Source organism: Stenotrophomonas sp. Steno-Z10-HUANG (genome assembly GCF_056393075.1).
This window is the reverse complement of record NZ_JBWJPA010000001.1, coordinates 523,272-539,338: the sequence shown is the minus strand read 5'-3', so window position 1 is coordinate 539,338 and position 16,067 is coordinate 523,272. Positions and strand designations below refer to the sequence as shown.

Here is a 16,067-nt window from a genome sequence, read left to right as displayed (position 1 = left end):
CGCCGCGCGGCCACGCCGCGCCTGTTCCACCGCCCCTTCCGTCGCTGCCGTGGCGCCCGTGCGCCAGCGGCCCGCCGCACCCTTCTCCATTCCGTTCCCGAGGTCTTCCCATGGCTCTGCGCCATCGTTTCCGCGCGCCCGCCGCGCGCACTTCCCTCGCCCTCGCCCTGCTCGCCGCGCTGCCGGCACTGGCCCACGCCTCCGGCACCCCCGCCGCGCAACCGTCCACGCTGGACACCGTCGTGGTCACCGCGTCCGGCTTCGAGCAGAAGATCACCGACGCGCCGGCCAGCATCTCGGTGATCACCCGCGAGGACCTGGCCAGGCGCCCCTACATGACCCTGCTGGACGCGGTGCGCGACCTGGAAGGCGTGGACGTGGGCGAGACCCGCGACAAGACCGGCCAGGGCACCATCTCCATGCGCGGCATGGGCGCGGACTACACCCTGATCCTGGTCAACGGCCGCCGCCAGAACAACCACGGCGACATCTACCCGAACAACTTTGGCGGCAACCAGTTCAACCACATCCCGCCGCTGGACGCGATCGAGCGCATCGAGGTGATCCGCGGGCCGATGTCCACGCTGTATGGCGCCGACGCCATGGGCGGGGTGATCAACATCATCACCCGGCGCACCCTCGACAGCTGGCACGGCTCGGCCAGCATCGCCCGCACCGTCGAGACCGACGACGCGTTCGGCGACGACAGCACGGTGGACTTCTTCGTCACCGGGCCGCTGCTGCCCGGGGTGCTCAACCTGAGCGCGCGCGGCAGCTGGTACGAACGCAAGGCTTCCAACCCGACCTACGCAGCGGCCACCGATCCGGCCGGCGGACTGCACACCCGCCCGCTGGGCTTCGGCAGCGGCGGCAAGACCGTGGACAACACCAACAAGGCCGGCGGCATCACCCTGGCGTGGATGCCATCGGACAACCAGACCCTGTCGCTGGACTACGACACCTCGCGGCAGACCTACGACAACAGGATCAGGATCAACGACAGCGGCGTGGAGGAATACCCCGTCGGCACCGTCGACACCATCAACAGCATCTGGCGCGCCTCCAACTACTGCAGCGGCGCGAGCGGTGCCAACGCCGCCGCCTGCCGCGCCAACGGCGGCACCTGGGCGCGGCGCGCCGACCCGCGGGTCGGCTACAGCGCATCGCAGGCGTTCACCCGCGATGCCTGGGCGCTGACCCACGAAGGCCAGTGGGACATCGGCAACAGTTTCGTCTCGCTGGCGCGGGTGGCCACCAACAACGATGGCCGCACCCTGCCGTTCACCGTGGCCGAGCGCGAACGCCTGCTGGCGATGATCGACGGCACCGGCGCATATGCCGGCATGGGCCTGGCCGAGCGCCGCGCGCTGGCCGAGTCCACCTTCCTGCCGCGCCCCAAGCGCACCCTGGAGAGCGCGCAGTACACCCTGGACGCCAAGCTCGACGTGCCGTTCCAGGCCGCCGGCGAGCACACCCTGGTGGTCGGCACGCAGGTCATCCGCGGCGATCTGACCGACGGCGTGTTCGGCACCGAGAAGGGCACGCCCGGGCTGAAGCAGGAGCACGACATGTACTCGCTGTTCGTCGAGGACAACTGGAAGGTGAGCACGCCGCTGACCCTCACCGCGGGCCTGCGCTACGACGACCACAAGGTGTTCGGCGACCACCTGAGCCCGCGCCTGTACGGTGTCTATGCGCTGGGCGAGCAGTGGACGATCAAGGGCGGCGTCAGCACCGGCTTCAAGACCCCCAAGACCACCGACCTGTACGACGGCGTCATCGGCTTCGGCGGCCAGGGCACGCTGCCGTTCTTCGGCAACCCGGACCTGAAGCCGGAAACCAGCACCAGCACCGAGCTGGCGGTGTACTGGCAGCACCCGCGCGGCCACAACTTCAACGCCACGCTGTTCCACAACCGCTTCGAGGACAAGATCGACAGCCAGCCGTGCGGCGCCGGCCTGGCCCTGCGCTGCACCAGCAGCGGCGAGTATGCCGAGCTGGGCTATTCGAGCAGCAACCGCACGGTCAACATCGACGAAGTGGTGATCCAGGGGGCCGAGCTGGCCGGGCGCTGGCAGATCAGCGATGCCTTCGGCCTGCGCGCCAACTACACCTTCACCGACAGCGAGCAGAAGAGCGGCGCGGAGAAGGGCCTGCCGCTGGGCAACAGCGCTCGGCACATGGCCAATGCCACGTTCGACTGGCAGGCCAGCGACCGCCTGAGCCTGTTCCTGACCGCCGAGGCGCGCTCCAGGCGCTACCGCGGCGTCAGTGCCGTCACCGGCAAGGAGCTGTACTACAAGGACTACACGGTGCTGCACCTGGGCGCGTCGTTCGAGGCCACCGGCTGGCTGACCTTCAACGCGCGCATCAACAACCTGCTCGACCGCGACTTCACCACCTACCAGACCACGTTCACCGACCTCAACGGCAACGGCATCTACGGCGACGTGACCAACGAGGTGCTGTTCGAGGACGACTACAACAACAAGGACAAGGCGCGCAGCGTCTGGCTGAGCATGAACCTGCGCTTCTGATCCGCCCAAGCGGGTGACGCCGGCCGCACCCGCCGAGGCCGGGATACAGAGTGATACAAATTGCGAATCATTCTCATCAATGTTCTAATTCCCTCCCTTTCCCCCGCACCACGCCCGTGTCCGCCGAACGTTCCCCCGCCGATCTCGTCCAGCAGCAGGCCAGCCGCGGCTTCTGGCTGCGCACGCTGCACCAGTGGCACTGGATCAGCTCGGCGGTCTGCCTGATCGGCATGCTGCTGTTCGCCGCCACCGGCATCACCCTCAACCATGCCGCCAGGATCGAGGGCGCGCCGCAGGTGACCAACCGCCAGCTGGAACTGCCGCCGCCGCTGCTGCAGGTGCTGGCGGCGCCGCACGCCGATGGCAATGCACCGCTGCCGGCGCGGGTCGCCGACTGGCTGGCGCGCGAACTGGACGTGGCCATCGGCGGGCGCGCGGCCGAATGGTCGCCCGAAGAGATCTACCTGTCGCTGCCGGGCCCCGGCAGCGACGCCTGGCTGAGCATCGACCGCGAGACCGGCGCGGTGGAGTTCGAACGCACCCGCCGCGGCTGGGTGTCGTACTTCAACGACCTGCACAAGGGCCGCAACGCCGGCGCCGGCTGGGGCTGGTTCATCGACCTGTTCGCGGTGGCCTGCCTGGTGTTCTGCATCACCGGCCTGTTCCTGCTGCACCTGCATGCGCGGCAGCGGCGCATGACCTGGCCGCTGGTCGGCCTGGGCCTGCTGGTGCCGCTGCTGATCGCCCTGCTCCTCATCCACTGAACACGCTTCCCCTACGGAGTCGCACCATGCGCGTCACCCTCACCATCGCCCTGAGCGGGCTGCTCGCCGCCGCCCCGGCGGCCTACGCCGCGAGCCTGGACATCAACGTCGAGATCCCCCGGCTCAACGTGGCCGAGTACCACCGCCCCTACGTGGCGGTGTGGGTCGAGGATGGCGCGCAGAAGTCGGTGGCCAACCTGTCGGTGTGGTACCAGCAGACGTCCAACGCCGAAGGCCATGGCACCAAGTGGCTGCCCGACCTGCGCCAGTGGTGGCGCAAGAGCGGCCGCACCCTGCAGGTGCCGGTGGACGGCGTGACCGGGCCGACCCGCCCGGCCGGCAAGCACGCGCTGAGCTTCAGCGACAGCCAGCCGCAGCTGCGCAACCTGCCCGCCGGCCAGTACACCCTGGTGGTGGAAGCGGTGCGCGAGGTCGGCGGCCGCGAGCTGCTGAAGATCCCATTCGAGTGGAAGGGCAAAGCCGCCACCGGCAGCGCCCGCGGCCAGAGCGAACTGGGCCTGGTCACCCTCGCCACCAAGCCCTGACCTTCCGGACAAGGAGAAACCCGCATGAAACACACCACGCTGCTCGCCGCGCTGATCGCCGCCTCGCTTCCGTTCTCCGCCCTGGCCCACAAGCAGTGGCTGCTGCCCTCGGCCACCGTCGTCGCCGGCAACGATGCCTGGGTGACGGTCGACGCCGCGGTGTCCAACCAGCTGTACTACCCCGACCACGTGGCGATGCGGCTGGACAACGTCAGCATCGCCGCGCCCGACGGCAGCACGCTGCAGCCGCAGAATCCGGCCACCGGCAAGTACCGCAGCGTGTTCGACGTGCCGCTGGCGCAGGAAGGCACCTACCGCATCGTCAACCTCAACCGGGGCCTGTCCGCACGCTGGGATACCCCCGAAAGCCTGGCCGCGGCCAAGGACAAGCCAGCGGCCGGCGGCATGGGCGGCGCGCGTGGCGGCTTCCTGCGCAACGCCACGGCCGAGGACCTGGCCACCAAGATTCCGAAGGACGCGCAGAACCTGCAGGTCACCGAAGGCATCGGCCGGGTGGAAACCTTCGTCACCAAGGGCAAGCCGAGTAACGTCGCGGCCACCGGCAAGGGCCTGGAACTGGTACCGGTGACCCATCCCAACGACCTGTTCGCCGGCGAGGAAGCCACGTTCAGGCTGGTGGTCGACGGCCAGCCCGCCAGCGGGCTGGAGGTGGAGATCGTGCGCGGCGCCACCCGCTACCGCAACGCCCAGGACGAGATCAAGGTGACCACCGGCGCCGACGGCAGCTTCAAGGTGACCTGGCCGGAGGCGGGCATGTACTGGCTGGAAACCTCGACCAGCGATGCCAGGACCAGCGCGCCGCAGGCCAAGCAGCGCCGGCTGAGCTACGTCGCCACGCTGGAAGTGCTGCCGCAGTAAGGCAGCGGCACGTGCCGGGGAGCCACGGGCAGGCCGTCGCCGCGGCGGCCCCCCAGCTCCCCCGGCCCGCGCCTGCACGGGTACCGGCGCGGCCGCCGGCGCCCCTCTTCTTTCCCCTGTCCGCATCCCCTTCCATGTCATCCGACATCGCCGCACTCGGCGGCCACACCATGGGCACCACCTGGAGCGTCAAGCTGGTGGCGCCGCGCGACCGCGACCTGCATGCGCTGCATGCCGGCATCCAGGCGCAGCTCGACCGCGTGGTGGCGCAGATGAGCACCTGGGCGCACGATTCGGATATCAGCCGTTTCAACCGCGCGGACCGCGGCCACTGGCAGCCGCTGCCCGACGATTTCTGGCAGGTGTTGCAGGCCGCGCGCAGCGTCGCCGAACGCAGCGAGGGCGCCTTCGACCCTACCGTGGGCCCGCTGGTCGCGCTGTGGGGGTTCGGCGCCGATGCACGCGGCCAGCGCCCACCCGACGCGGTGCAGATCACCCGTGTCGCCGCGCAATGCGGCTGGCAGCGGCTGCGACTGGACGCGCAGGCGCAGGCCGTGCTGCAACCGGGCGGCCTGCAGCTGGACCTGTCGGCCATCGCCAAGGGCTACGGCGTGGACCTGGTCAGCCGCTGGCTGCGCGCCCAGGGCATCGAAGCGGCGCTGGTCGAGGTCGGCGGCGAACTGCATGGCCGCGGCCGCAAGCCGGACGGCCAGCCGTGGCGCGTCCTGGTCGAATCGGCACCCGACGAGGATGCCGGCAGCGGGCAGGCGCCACGCGTGCTGGCACTGGACGACCTGGCCGTGGCCACCTCCGGCGACCGCTGGCACCGCTATGAACACGACGGGGTGAGCTACAGCCACACCCTGGACCCGCGCCGGCAGGCGCCGGTGACCGGTGCCGCCGCGGCGGTCACCGTGGTCCACCGCGAGGCGATGCTGGCCGACGCCTGGGCCACCGCGTTGACGGTGATGGGGGCCGACCAGGGATGCGCGTTCGCCGATGCCCATGGCCTGGCCGCGCGCTTCCTGCAGCGCGGCGCCGATGGCCCGCTGGAAACGTTGTCGCGCGGCTTCCGGCAGCAGCTGGACGCGGGCAACGCATGAACCATCCGGGCTCGATGCGCACCATCGCCGGCAATGCCGTGGTCATCGCCGCGCTGCTGGCCATCGCCGGACTGCTGCTGCGCCTGCACCTGGGCCAGGACGGCTGGCAGCCCACGCCGCTGCCGGCGCGGCGCTGGATCGCGCTCGCCGCGGTGCTCGGCTACGTGGCAGGGTGCCTGGCGCTGTGGTGGCGCGCGCGCCCGCGCCCGGACGAGCCCGGCGACAGCGGCGAACCGCCGCTGCTGGTGGCCTGGGCCAGCCAGACCGGCTTCGCCCGGCAGCTGGCCGGGCATACCGCGCAGAGCCTGCGCGATGGCGGTTGCCGGGTACGCCTGCGCGCGCTCGACCAGGTCGATGCGGCGCTGCTGGCCGGTACCCGCAAGGCACTGTTCATCGCCAGCACCACCGGCGAGGGCGATCCGCCCGACCACGCCCTGGCCTTCCTCGACCAAGTGATGCGCCAGGCGCCGGCGCTGTCGGCGCTGCAGTACGCGGTGCTGGCACTGGGCGACCGCAGCTACGCGGACTACTGCGCGTTCGGCCACCGGCTCGACGACTGGCTGCGCGGACAAGGCGCGCAGCCGTTGTTCGATACCGTGGACGTGGACAATGCCGATCCGGCCGCGCTGCGCCACTGGCAGCAGTTGCTCGGCCAGTTCGGCGACGGCCGCGTGCAGGCCGACTGGAGCCCGCCCGATTACCAGCCGTGGGTGCTGCGCGCACGGACGCGGACCAATCCAGGCAGCGTCGGCGGCCCGGTGTTCCAGCTGTGCCTGCAACCGGCCGACGCCGCGCTGCCCGCCTGGCAGGCCGGCGATATCGCCGAAATCGGCCCACGGCACGCGCCGGCCACGGTCGAACAGTGGATGCGCGCGCACGCGCTCGATCCGGCGACAACGCTGGCCGATGGCCGCGCCCTGCGTGAACTGCTGGCCGCGGCCAGGCTGCCCGAGGCGATCGATGGCAGCGCGCCCGAGGCGATCGCGGCGGCGCTGCAGCCATTGCCGCACCGGGAATACTCCATCGCCTCGCTGCCCTCGGAGAACCACCTGCGGCTGCTGCTGCGGCGGCAGTCGCATCCGGACGGCACCCCGGGCCTGGCCAGCGGCTGGCTGTGCGACCACGCCGCCATCGGCGCGCGCATCGACCTGCGCCTGCGCGCCAACCCCAACTTCCACCCGCCGGCCGGCGACGCGCCGCTGGTGCTGATCGGCAACGGCACCGGCATCGCCGGCCTGCGCGCGCACCTGCGCGCACGCATCGACGCCGGCGCACGGCGCAACTGGCTGCTGTTCGGCGAACGCCACCGCGCCCACGATTTCCACTTCGGCGACGAGCTGGAGCAGTGGCGTCGCGATGGCGGCATCGAACACCTGGATACCGTGTTCAGCCGTGATGGCGGGCCCCATCGCTACGTGCAGGACCTGCTGGCCGCGCAGGCCGGGCGATTGCGGCGCTGGGTCGACCACGGCGCCACCGTGCTGGTCTGCGGCAGCCTGCAGGGCATGGCGCCGGCGGTGGACGCGGTGATCGCACAGGTGCTGGGGCGCGAATGCAAGGAACAACTGGTCCGGGAGCGGCGCTACCGCCGCGATGTTTACTGACGGACCCGCATGAAGCGGGGAACGGCGGGGCCGCCTGCCGGGACGTGAGGGGTAATGCCGCATGCGGGGCAAGCCCCGCCTCTACGATCCGCATCAACACAGGACCGTGGTGCCGGGTTTGTCCGGCACATGGCTTTCCCGGTAATGCCGCATGCGGGGCAAGCCCCGCCTCTACGATCCGCATCAATACAGGACCGTGGTGCCGGGCTTGTCCGGCACGTGGCTTTTCCGGTAATGCCGCATGCGGGGCAAGCCCCGCATCTACGATCCGCATCAACACAGGACCGTAGTGCCGGGTTTGTCCGGCACATGGCTTTTCCGGTAATGCCGCATGCGGGGCAAGCCCCGCCTCAACGATCCGCATCAACACAGGACCGTAGTGCCGGGCGTGTCCGACAGATGGCTTTTCCGGTAACGCCGCATGCGGGGCAAGCCCCGCCTCTACGATCTGCATCAATACAGGACCCTGGTGCCGGGCTTGCCCGGCACGTGGCTTTCCCGGTAATGCCGCATGCGGGGCAAGCCCCGCCTCTACGATCCGCATCAATACAGGACCGTGGTGCCGGGCGTGCCCGGCACATGGCTTTTCCGGTAATGCCGCATGCGGGGCAAGCCCCGCCTCTACGGCAGCAGCGCCATCCACTGCCTGATCAGCGCCACCACTGCGGCCTGCCTGGCTTCCAGTTCGGCGGCATCGCGGAATTCGAGCAGGGCGCGGTCCGGCGCCAGCCAGGTGAGCAGGCCGTCCGGATCGGCGATGGCGCCCACCGGCAGGCTGCGCTTCTGCGTTCCCAGGTGCAGGATCAGGCGCACCACGTCGGGCCGGCGCAGCTGCATCGTCGCGAAGTGCCCGCGGCTGCGGAAGCTGGGGGCATTCCACTTGACCTCGTCGCGGATCGCCGGATCCACCGCCAGCAGCAACGCACGCAGCGCGCGGATCACTGCCAGCCGCGGGTGATCGAGCGCATCGATGAAGGCACCGACGTCCTTGCCATGGGTCTTGTCCATCGTCGCTCCCGGCGCTGCGGCCAGGCGCCATCATCGGCCGCCGCGCACGCGGCTGTCCACGCGCCGCGCCCGCCTCAGGCGACGTGCGCGGCCGGCGAGACCCGGATCGCCAGCAGCTCGCCGGCACCGTGCAGCGCATGCCGCCGGCGCGCGCCGGCCCCCAGCCAGGCGCTGTCGCCGGCCTCCAGCGGCGGCAGCATCGGGTCCTCGAACGCCGCCTGCCCGGCCAGCAGGTGGATCGCCCACGCCACCTGCGGCTCGCAGAAGAACAGCATGCTGCCGACCAGCGGCCGGTGCAGCAGCTCGGCATGCAGGTCGGCGCGACGCCACATCAGGTTGAAATCGCGGGTTGGGCCATCGACCAGTTCGCCGTCCAGCGCGTCCTCGCCGGCGAACCGCAGCCGCTGGTAGGGCGGCAGCAGGGTTTGGCAGCGGCCATCGGCGAAGCGCAGGCGCAGACCCTCGCCTTCGAGCAGCACCAGTTCGCGTTCGATGCCGGGAAACGCGGAAAACGCCGCGTCGTGTTCGATCTCGGCGATGGACAGGCGCAGCTGCCACGGCTCCTGCGCCGGCAGGCGCAGGATCTCGCGGGTCCAGCCCAGGCCGTTGCGCCACCGCTCGCGCTGGTAATCGGCGGCCGGAATCACCCGGGAAGGCGTCGTCAGGATATCCATCGGCGCATGATGCCACGCCGCGACGATGGCGCCGCCACGACAGTGGCGGCGATCCGCATGCTGCGTGCCGCGCAGGACCGGCGCGGCGATTCCCACGCCTGCGTGCGCGTCGCCTACTTCGGCAGCGCCAGGTTCTCCGCGGACAGCGGCTTGCCCATGCGCGGCGTGGTCTGGATCACCGCGTCGGCCGGCAGTGGCGTGCCCTTGTCCAGGCGCGCCTGCACGCGGTCAAGCGCGGCATGCACGTAGGGCAGCAGCGGCAGGTAGCGCGCGCCGTAGTCGGGCAGCCCGAGGAAGCCGTCGAAGTGCTGCACATGGCGTACCTGCCAGTAGTTCACCTCGCGCCCGGCGGCCTTGGCCGCAGCCACATAGGGGGCACTGCTGAACGCCGGCGGGATCAGGCCGTCGTCGGTGCCGTGCACCACCATCACCGGCAGGCCGCTGCGCGGCAGCCCGGCGCGGGTGGCCTCGATCCCGGCCTGCACCCGGCGGGCATCCTCGCCCTGCCCGTCCCACAGGGCGCGCAGGCACTTCAACCCGGGATAGGTCAGGTCCGGTAGCTGCACCTTGCTGTCGAGCAGGCCGACCCCGGCCCCCGGCGGGATACCGCTGCCATCGGCGATCCACGCCGCGCGTTCGGCGGCGGTGGCCGCACGCGGCGAAAAATCCGGGTTCTGCGCGGCGAAGCTGAAGCCGCACGGATGCTCGCCCACGCCATAGCGGCCATAGGCCGAGGCATAGCCGGCGGCGACCGCGCGCCACAGGTCGAAGCCGGTGGACAACGCGCCGGCACGCAGCGCGGCGTCGGTCCAGCCCTTGCCCAGCATCAGTTCGTAAGCCGACCGGGCCTGCGCCGCCGGCGTGGCGCCGGCGATGACGCCTTCGGCCGCCAGCGTGGCGCAGCGCACCGTGGCAGCGGCCTGCAGCGCGGCGGTCAGCGGCGGCTGCGGCAGGTCGGTCATGTGCAGTTGCGCGCACGGCATCAGCAGCGCCGCCTCGGTAGCGTAGTCGTACAGCGCGCGTGCACCGGGGCCACTGGACAGCACGCTCGGTTCGCCGGCAACCACCGCGTCCAGCCAGTCGCCCTCCATCTCCGCCGCGCGCAGCACCGCGCCGCCGCCGTTGGAGATGCCCACCGCGATCACGCGGGTGTTGGCGAAGGTGAACGGCGCGGCCTGCGGGAACGCCTGGTCCAGCGCCAGCAGCGCGAACTCGGCCGCCTGCTTCACGTGGCGACCCCAGTCCGCTTCCGGGTTGTCCCGCGAATGGGCGTGCTTGAACGCCACGCCGGACGCATTGACCGGCGCATCCGGCACGAAGGCCAGGTCGGCGGCCTCGCCGAGCGCGCCGACCATGCCGTTGGCACGCACGCCGATCTGCGCATCCAGGTCGAAATAGTCGCTGCCCGCGCCCTTGTCGGTGTAGACCACCGCGCAGCCGCGCGGCAGGCCCCAGGCCGCCGCCACCGACACCGCGCCGTAGATGCCGCGCGAACCCGACGCCGGCGCCACCAGCACGCAGCGCCGGCCGCTGTCGAAGTTGTCCGGCACCTGCGCCAGCACGCGGTGCGGCTGGTGGGCGCCGGGCAAGCGCGCATAGGCCGAATACTCGCGACCCGGCACCGGGGCCAGGTCGCCGAACAGATCGCCATAGCCACCGCCCGGGGCCAGGTCGGCGATGCCGCGCCAGCTGCCCCACAGCGCGCGCCGGCGCAGTTCCTCCACGGTCGGCGCATTGGCATCGGCGAACGCCGGCGGCGCCAGGCTGCGCAGCCCGGCCAGGCCGAGGCCGGCGGTCAACAGGTCGTCGTTGCCGCGATGCTCGCTGCGCAGTTCGTTGCTGAACATGGAAGACTCCACGGACTTGGACGCAGGGCCGCTGGCGCACGACGCCAGGCCGAATCCGACGATGAGGCCGCAGGCGGCGCGCAGGAGGGAAGTAGTCATGTCCCCACACTAGCAGAGCGCCCCGCCCGGCCCATCGTACTTTCGTACCACGCGGCGCTTACGTTCCGGCTGCTACGTTCTGCGGCCTTCCCCCACTGTTTGACGGAGTTCCCATGGACCGCTTCCTGCAGGGTCGCACCGCGCTGGTCACCGGCAGCACGTCGGGCATCGGCCTGGCCATCGCCCAGGCACTGTCCGCCGCCGGCGCGCGCGTGGCGATCAACGGCCTGGGCACGGCCGAACAGATCGACGCCGCGCTGGCCGGCGTCGCCGCGGCCGGCGGGCAGTCGCGCCATTTCGGCGCCGACCTGCGCAATCCGGCCGAGATCGAAGCGATGATGGCCGCGGTGCAGGACTGGGGCGCGCTCGACGTGCTGGTCAACTGCGCCGGCATCCAGCATGCCGCGCCACTGGCCGAGCAGCCCGCCGGCAAGTGGGACGACATCATCGCCATCAACCTCAGCGCCGCCTTCCACACCATGCAGCAGGCGCTGCCGGGCATGGCCGCGCGCGGCTACGGCCGGGTGGTCAACATCGCCTCGGTGCACGGGCTGGTGGCATCGAAGAACAAGGCGCCCTACGTGGCCAGCAAATTCGGCATCGTCGGCCTGAGCAAGGTGGCCGCGCTGGAATACGCCGCCGCCGGCAGCCGCGACAGCGGCGGGGTCACCGTCAACTGCGTGTGCCCGGGCTGGGTGGAAACGCCGCTGATCGAGCCGCAGATCCAGGCCCACCGCCACGGTGGCAGCCGCGACGACGGCGTGCGCGCCCTGCTGGAGGAGAAGCAGCCCAGCCTGCGCATGTCGCTGCCCGAGGACATCGCCGCGATGGTGGTGTGGCTGTGCCGCCGCGAAGCGCACAACCTCACCGGCGCGGCGCTGCCGATGGACGGTGCCTGGACCGCGCAGTAAGCGCATGGCGGCGCAACCTGCCGGGCACCGCGGCCGCGCCGGCGGCGCCGCTGGCGGCCGGGGTGCGCCACCGCCACACATTGGCCGACAATGCAGGCATCACCCGCCCCTTCCTGCCCCATGCCCAGCCTGCTGATCGCCGACGACCACCCGCTGTTCCGCGCCGCGCTGCGCCAGGCCGCGGGCGAGGCGGTGGCCGACCTGCAGGTGCGCGAGGCCGAATCGCTCGAGGGCGTGCTGGCGGCGCTGGACGCCGCGCCCGATACCGACCTGATCCTGCTCGACCTGCACATGCCCGGCAACCACGGGCTGGCCGGGCTGGCGGCGATCCGCGCCCAGCACCCGGGGGTGGCGGTGATCGTGGTGTCGGCCAACGACGACCCGCGCGTGGTGCGGCGCGCGCTCGACCACGGCGCCGCCGGCTACCTGCCCAAGAGCTCGGGGCTGAACGAACTGCGCGAGGCGATCCGCAGCGTCATGGCCTGCGAGCAATGGCTGCCGGCGTCGCTGCGCGCGGCGGTGGCGCGGGCGCAGTCCTCCAGCCACGACAGCGAACTGGCCGCACGCCTGGCCAGCCTGTCGCCGCAGCAGTTCCGGGTACTGGCGCTGGTCGCCGAGGGCCTGCTCAACAAGCAGATCGCCGACCGCCTGGACGTGCAGGAACGCACGGTCAAGGCGCACCTGTCGGCGATCTTCGAGCGCCTGGGGGTGCGCAACCGCACCCAGGCCAGCGTGGTGCTGCGCGAACTGGAACTGAGCGACCCCAGCCGCCAGAGCGACCTGTAACGCGCGGCGCGCAGGTACGCGCCGCGCCACCGGTCATGCCGCTGCCTGGCGCTGGTGCCGCCGCGACAGCAGCGCGTAGTACAGCAGCGGAATCACCACCAGGGTGAGCACGGTCGACACCAGGATGCCGAAGATCAGCGCGATCGCCAGGCCGTTGAAGATCGGGTCGTCAAGGATGAAGAACGCACCGGCCATCGCCGCCAGCGCGGTGAGCGCGATCGGCTGGGCGCGCACCGCGCAGGCATCGACCACCGCCTGCTCCAGGGTCTGCCCGCGTTCGACCAGGTGGTTGATGAAATCCACCAGCAGGATCGAATTGCGCACGATGATGCCGGCCAGCGCGATCATGCCGATCATGCTGGTCGCGGTGAACTGCGCCCCGAGCAGCGCATGGCCCGGCATCACCCCGATCACGGTCAGCGGGATCGGCGCCATGATCACCAGCGGCACCGCGTAGTTGCGGAAGTACGCCACCACCAGCAGGTAGATCAGCACCATGCCGGCGGCATAGGCGATGCCCATGTCGCGGAAGGTCTCGTAGGTGATCTGCCATTCGCCGTCCCACTTGATGCCGAAGCCGGCGCCGTCGGTCGGCTGGCGCACGAAGAACTGCGCCAGGCGCTGGCCGTCGATGGCGTGGTCGCCGACCTGGCCGACCAGGTCGAACATGCCGTACAGCGGGCTGTCGATGCTGCCGCTTTCGTCACCCATCACGTACACCACCGGCAGCAGGTCCTTGTGCTGGATCGCGCCATCCCAGGGCGCGCGCCGCACCGTCACCAGCTCCGACAACGGCACCAGCTGGCCATTGCCGCCGCGTACCCGCAGTGCCAGCACGCCGTCGAGCGTGGCCTGGCCGCTGGCCGGCAGCCGCAGCCGGATCGGGCGCGGGTACAGCGAGCCGCTGTCGATGACATGGCTGGCGTCGCTGCCCGCCAGCCCGGCGGCGATGGTCTGCACGATGTCCGCCTGCGACACGCCCAGCCGCGCCGCGCGCTCGCGGTCCACCACCAGCACCTCGCGCGCGGCATCGGCCTCGACGCTGCTGTCGACGTCGACGATGCCGTCGGTGTCGAGGAAGCGCTGGGTCAGCGCGCGCCCGATCTGGCGCAGGCGCGCATGGTCCGGGCCGTACAGCTCGGCCACGATCGGCGACAGCACCGGCGGTCCCGGCGGCACTTCCACCACCTTCACCGAGGCACCATGGCGGCGTCCGACCCGCGCCACTTCCGGGCGCAGCGCCACGGCGATGTCGTGGCTCTTGCGGCTGCGCGCGTGGCGGTCGACCAGGTTGACCTGCAGGTCGCCGGCGTTGGCACCCTCGCGCAGGTAGTACTGGCGCACCAGCCCGTTGAAATTGATCGGCGCGGCGGTGCCGGCGTAGCCCTGGTAGTGCAGCACCTCCGGGGTGCGGTCGAGCACGCCGGCCAGTTCGGCGAGCACCGCGTTGGTGGCCTCCAGGGTGCTGCCTTCGGGCATGTCCACCACCAGCTGCAGTTCGGACTTGTTGTCGAACGGCAGCATCTTCAGCACCACCAGGCGGAACACCGCCAGGCTCGCGGCCAGCGCCACCAGCACGGCCATGGCCAGGAACAGCCAGCGCCGCCGGCGCGCGGCGCCGTCACCGGCCAGGAACGGCGTCATCACCCGCGCGAACACGTGGTGCAGGCGCGCGGCCATGCCGCCTTCGACATGGCCGTGGGCGCCGGCCACCGCTGCGCCGGCATGGCGGCGCAGCAGCTTCAGCGACAGCCACGGGGTGACCACCAGCGCGATCAGCAGCGACAGCACCATGCCGACCGAGGCATTGATCGGGATCGGCCGCATGTACGGCCCCATCAGGCCGCTGACGAAGGCCATCGGCATCAGCGCGGCGATCACGGTGAAGGTCGCCAGGATGGTCGGCCCGCCCACTTCGTCGACCGCCGGCGGGATCGCCTCGCGCAGGGTCTTTCCGCCCTGCGCCATGTGCCGGTGGATGTTCTCCACCACCACGATGGCATCGTCGACGAGGATGCCGATCGAGAAGATCAGCGCGAACAGCGACACCCGGTTGAGGGTGAAACCCATGGCCCAGGACGCGAACAGCGTCACCGCCAGGGTCAGCACCACCGCCGAACCGATCACCAGCGCCTCGCGGCGGCCCAGCGCGAACAGCACCAGCAGCACCACCGAACCGGTCGCGAACACCAGCTTCTTGATCAGGGTCTGCGCCTTGTCGCTGGCGGTCGCGCCGTAGTCGCGGGTGACGGCCACTTCCACGCCCTCGGGAATGACCTGCCCGCGCAGCGCCTCGATCCGCTCCAGCACCGCGCCGGTGATGTCGGCCGCATTGCTGCCCGGCTGCTTGGTGATGGCCAGGGTCACCGCCGGGGCCACGCCGGTGCGCGGGCCGGCGCGCCTGGGCGGCGCGCCGTGCCAGACATAACGCGACGGCAGGTCGGTGGCATCGCTGACCGTGGCCACGTCGGCCAGCCGCACCGGCTGCCCGCCGTCCACCCCCAGCACCAGCCCGGCCACGTCGGCGCGGTCGGCCAGGAAGCGCCCGGCGCTGACCTGCACCACGCCGTCGCCACCGATGCGTTCGCCGGCCTGGCGCGCCAGGTTCGCCGCCTGCAGCGCCGCGGCCAGGTCGTTCACCGCCAGGCCATGGGCGGCCAGGCGCGCCGGATCCAGCGTCACCATCATCGCCCGCTCGGGCGCGCCGATGGTGTAGACGTCACGGGTGCCGGGCAGGTGCTTGAGCTCGGTTTCCAGGGTATGCGCGACCTGGGACAGTTCCAGCGCGCCACGCCCGCCGGCAGCGCGGTCCGCCGCCGTCGGCGCGGGCGCATCGGCCCACAGCGTCAGCGCCATCACCGGCACGTCGTCGATGCCGCGTGGCTTGATGATCGGCTGGCCGACGCCCACGTCCGGCGGCATCCAGTCCATGTTCGAGAACACCTTGTCGTACAGGCGCACCAGCGCCGCCTGCCGCGGCACGCCGACGTCGAACTCCACTGTCAGCACCGCCAGCCCCGGGCGGCTGACCGAATAGGTGTGCTTGACCTGCTCGATCCCGGCCAGCCGACGCTCCAGCGGATAGGCCACCAGCTGCTCCACCTGGCGCGCGTCGGCGCCGGGGAACGGCACGATGACGTTGGCCATGGTCACGTCGATCTGCGGCTCTTCCTCACGCGGGGTGATCGCCACCGCGACCAGGCCCAGCAGCAACCCCAGCAACGCCAGGATCGGGGTCAGCGGGTTGTCCTGGAAAATGCGGGCCAGGCGGCCGGAAACACCCAGCCGCGGCGTATCGTGCGGCGCCATG

The 16,067-nt window shown here is 71.3% G+C and carries 12 protein-coding genes; 8 read left to right on the top strand and 4 right to left on the bottom strand.

What is annotated here, in order from left to right; genetic code table 11:
* Positions 1–110 precede the first annotated feature (110 nt).
* The 6 genes from AC06E6_RS02385 to AC06E6_RS02360 all read left to right on the top strand — a co-directional run bounded on the left by AC06E6_RS02385 (position 111) and on the right by AC06E6_RS02360 (position 7,432).
* Positions 111–2,537 carry a TonB-dependent receptor domain-containing protein gene (locus AC06E6_RS02385; protein WP_478060160.1) on the top strand — a complete coding sequence of 809 codons (2,427 nt, stop codon included), beginning with the start codon at positions 111–113 and terminating at the stop codon, positions 2,535–2,537.
* Positions 2,538–2,653: 116 nt separating this feature from the next.
* Complete coding sequence (locus AC06E6_RS02380; protein ID WP_478060158.1) at positions 2,654–3,301, top strand: PepSY-associated TM helix domain-containing protein; 648 nt, start codon at positions 2,654–2,656, stop codon at positions 3,299–3,301.
* Positions 3,302–3,327: 26 nt separating this feature from the next.
* Positions 3,328–3,846, top strand: a complete 519-nt coding sequence (locus tag AC06E6_RS02375) for a DUF2271 domain-containing protein (RefSeq protein ID WP_104939374.1) — start codon at positions 3,328–3,330, stop codon at positions 3,844–3,846.
* A gap of 24 nt (positions 3,847–3,870) precedes the next feature.
* On the top strand, positions 3,871–4,725 hold the full coding sequence (locus AC06E6_RS02370; protein ID WP_313232675.1) for a DUF4198 domain-containing protein: 855 nt from the start codon (positions 3,871–3,873) through the stop codon (positions 4,723–4,725).
* 134 nt (positions 4,726–4,859) lie between these two features.
* Positions 4,860–5,828 (top strand): FAD:protein FMN transferase, encoded by a 969-nt coding sequence (locus AC06E6_RS02365; RefSeq protein WP_478060155.1) that lies wholly within the window; start codon positions 4,860–4,862, stop codon positions 5,826–5,828.
* Complete coding sequence (locus tag AC06E6_RS02360; protein ID WP_478060153.1) at positions 5,825–7,432, top strand: sulfite reductase subunit alpha; 1,608 nt, start codon at positions 5,825–5,827, stop codon at positions 7,430–7,432. Before AC06E6_RS02365 ends, AC06E6_RS02360 begins: the two co-directional genes overlap by 4 nt.
* A gap of 621 nt (positions 7,433–8,053) precedes the next feature.
* Here the strand turns inward: AC06E6_RS02360 and AC06E6_RS02355 are convergent.
* From AC06E6_RS02355 to AC06E6_RS02345, 3 genes are all read right to left on the bottom strand, one after another.
* A complete protein-coding gene (locus AC06E6_RS02355; protein ID WP_478060151.1) occupies positions 8,054–8,440 on the bottom strand; it encodes a DUF1801 domain-containing protein in 387 nt (128 codons plus the stop codon).
* A gap of 74 nt (positions 8,441–8,514) precedes the next feature.
* Entirely contained in the window at positions 8,515–9,114 is a 600-nt protein-coding gene (locus tag AC06E6_RS02350) for a HutD/Ves family protein (protein WP_293763079.1), read from the bottom strand.
* A gap of 113 nt (positions 9,115–9,227) precedes the next feature.
* Positions 9,228–11,060, bottom strand: a complete 1,833-nt coding sequence (locus AC06E6_RS02345) for a 3-hydroxybutyrate oligomer hydrolase family protein (RefSeq protein ID WP_478060149.1) — start codon at positions 11,058–11,060, stop codon at positions 9,228–9,230.
* 113 nt (positions 11,061–11,173) lie between these two features.
* On the opposite strand from AC06E6_RS02345, the gene AC06E6_RS02340 reads away from it, so the two are divergent.
* Entirely contained in the window at positions 11,174–11,971 is a 798-nt protein-coding gene (locus AC06E6_RS02340; RefSeq protein WP_104939378.1) for a 3-hydroxybutyrate dehydrogenase, read from the top strand.
* Positions 11,972–12,091: 120 nt separating this feature from the next.
* Positions 12,092–12,757: a response regulator transcription factor gene (locus tag AC06E6_RS02335; RefSeq protein WP_054667194.1), complete on the top strand. Its 666-nt coding sequence runs from the start codon at positions 12,092–12,094 to the stop codon at positions 12,755–12,757.
* 33 nt (positions 12,758–12,790) lie between these two features.
* Here the strand turns inward: AC06E6_RS02335 and AC06E6_RS02330 are convergent, their stop codons facing one another.
* Positions 12,791–16,066 carry an efflux RND transporter permease subunit gene (locus AC06E6_RS02330; protein WP_478060147.1) on the bottom strand — a complete coding sequence of 1,092 codons (3,276 nt, stop codon included), beginning with the start codon at positions 16,064–16,066 and terminating at the stop codon, positions 12,791–12,793.
* Position 16,067 lies beyond the last annotated feature (1 nt).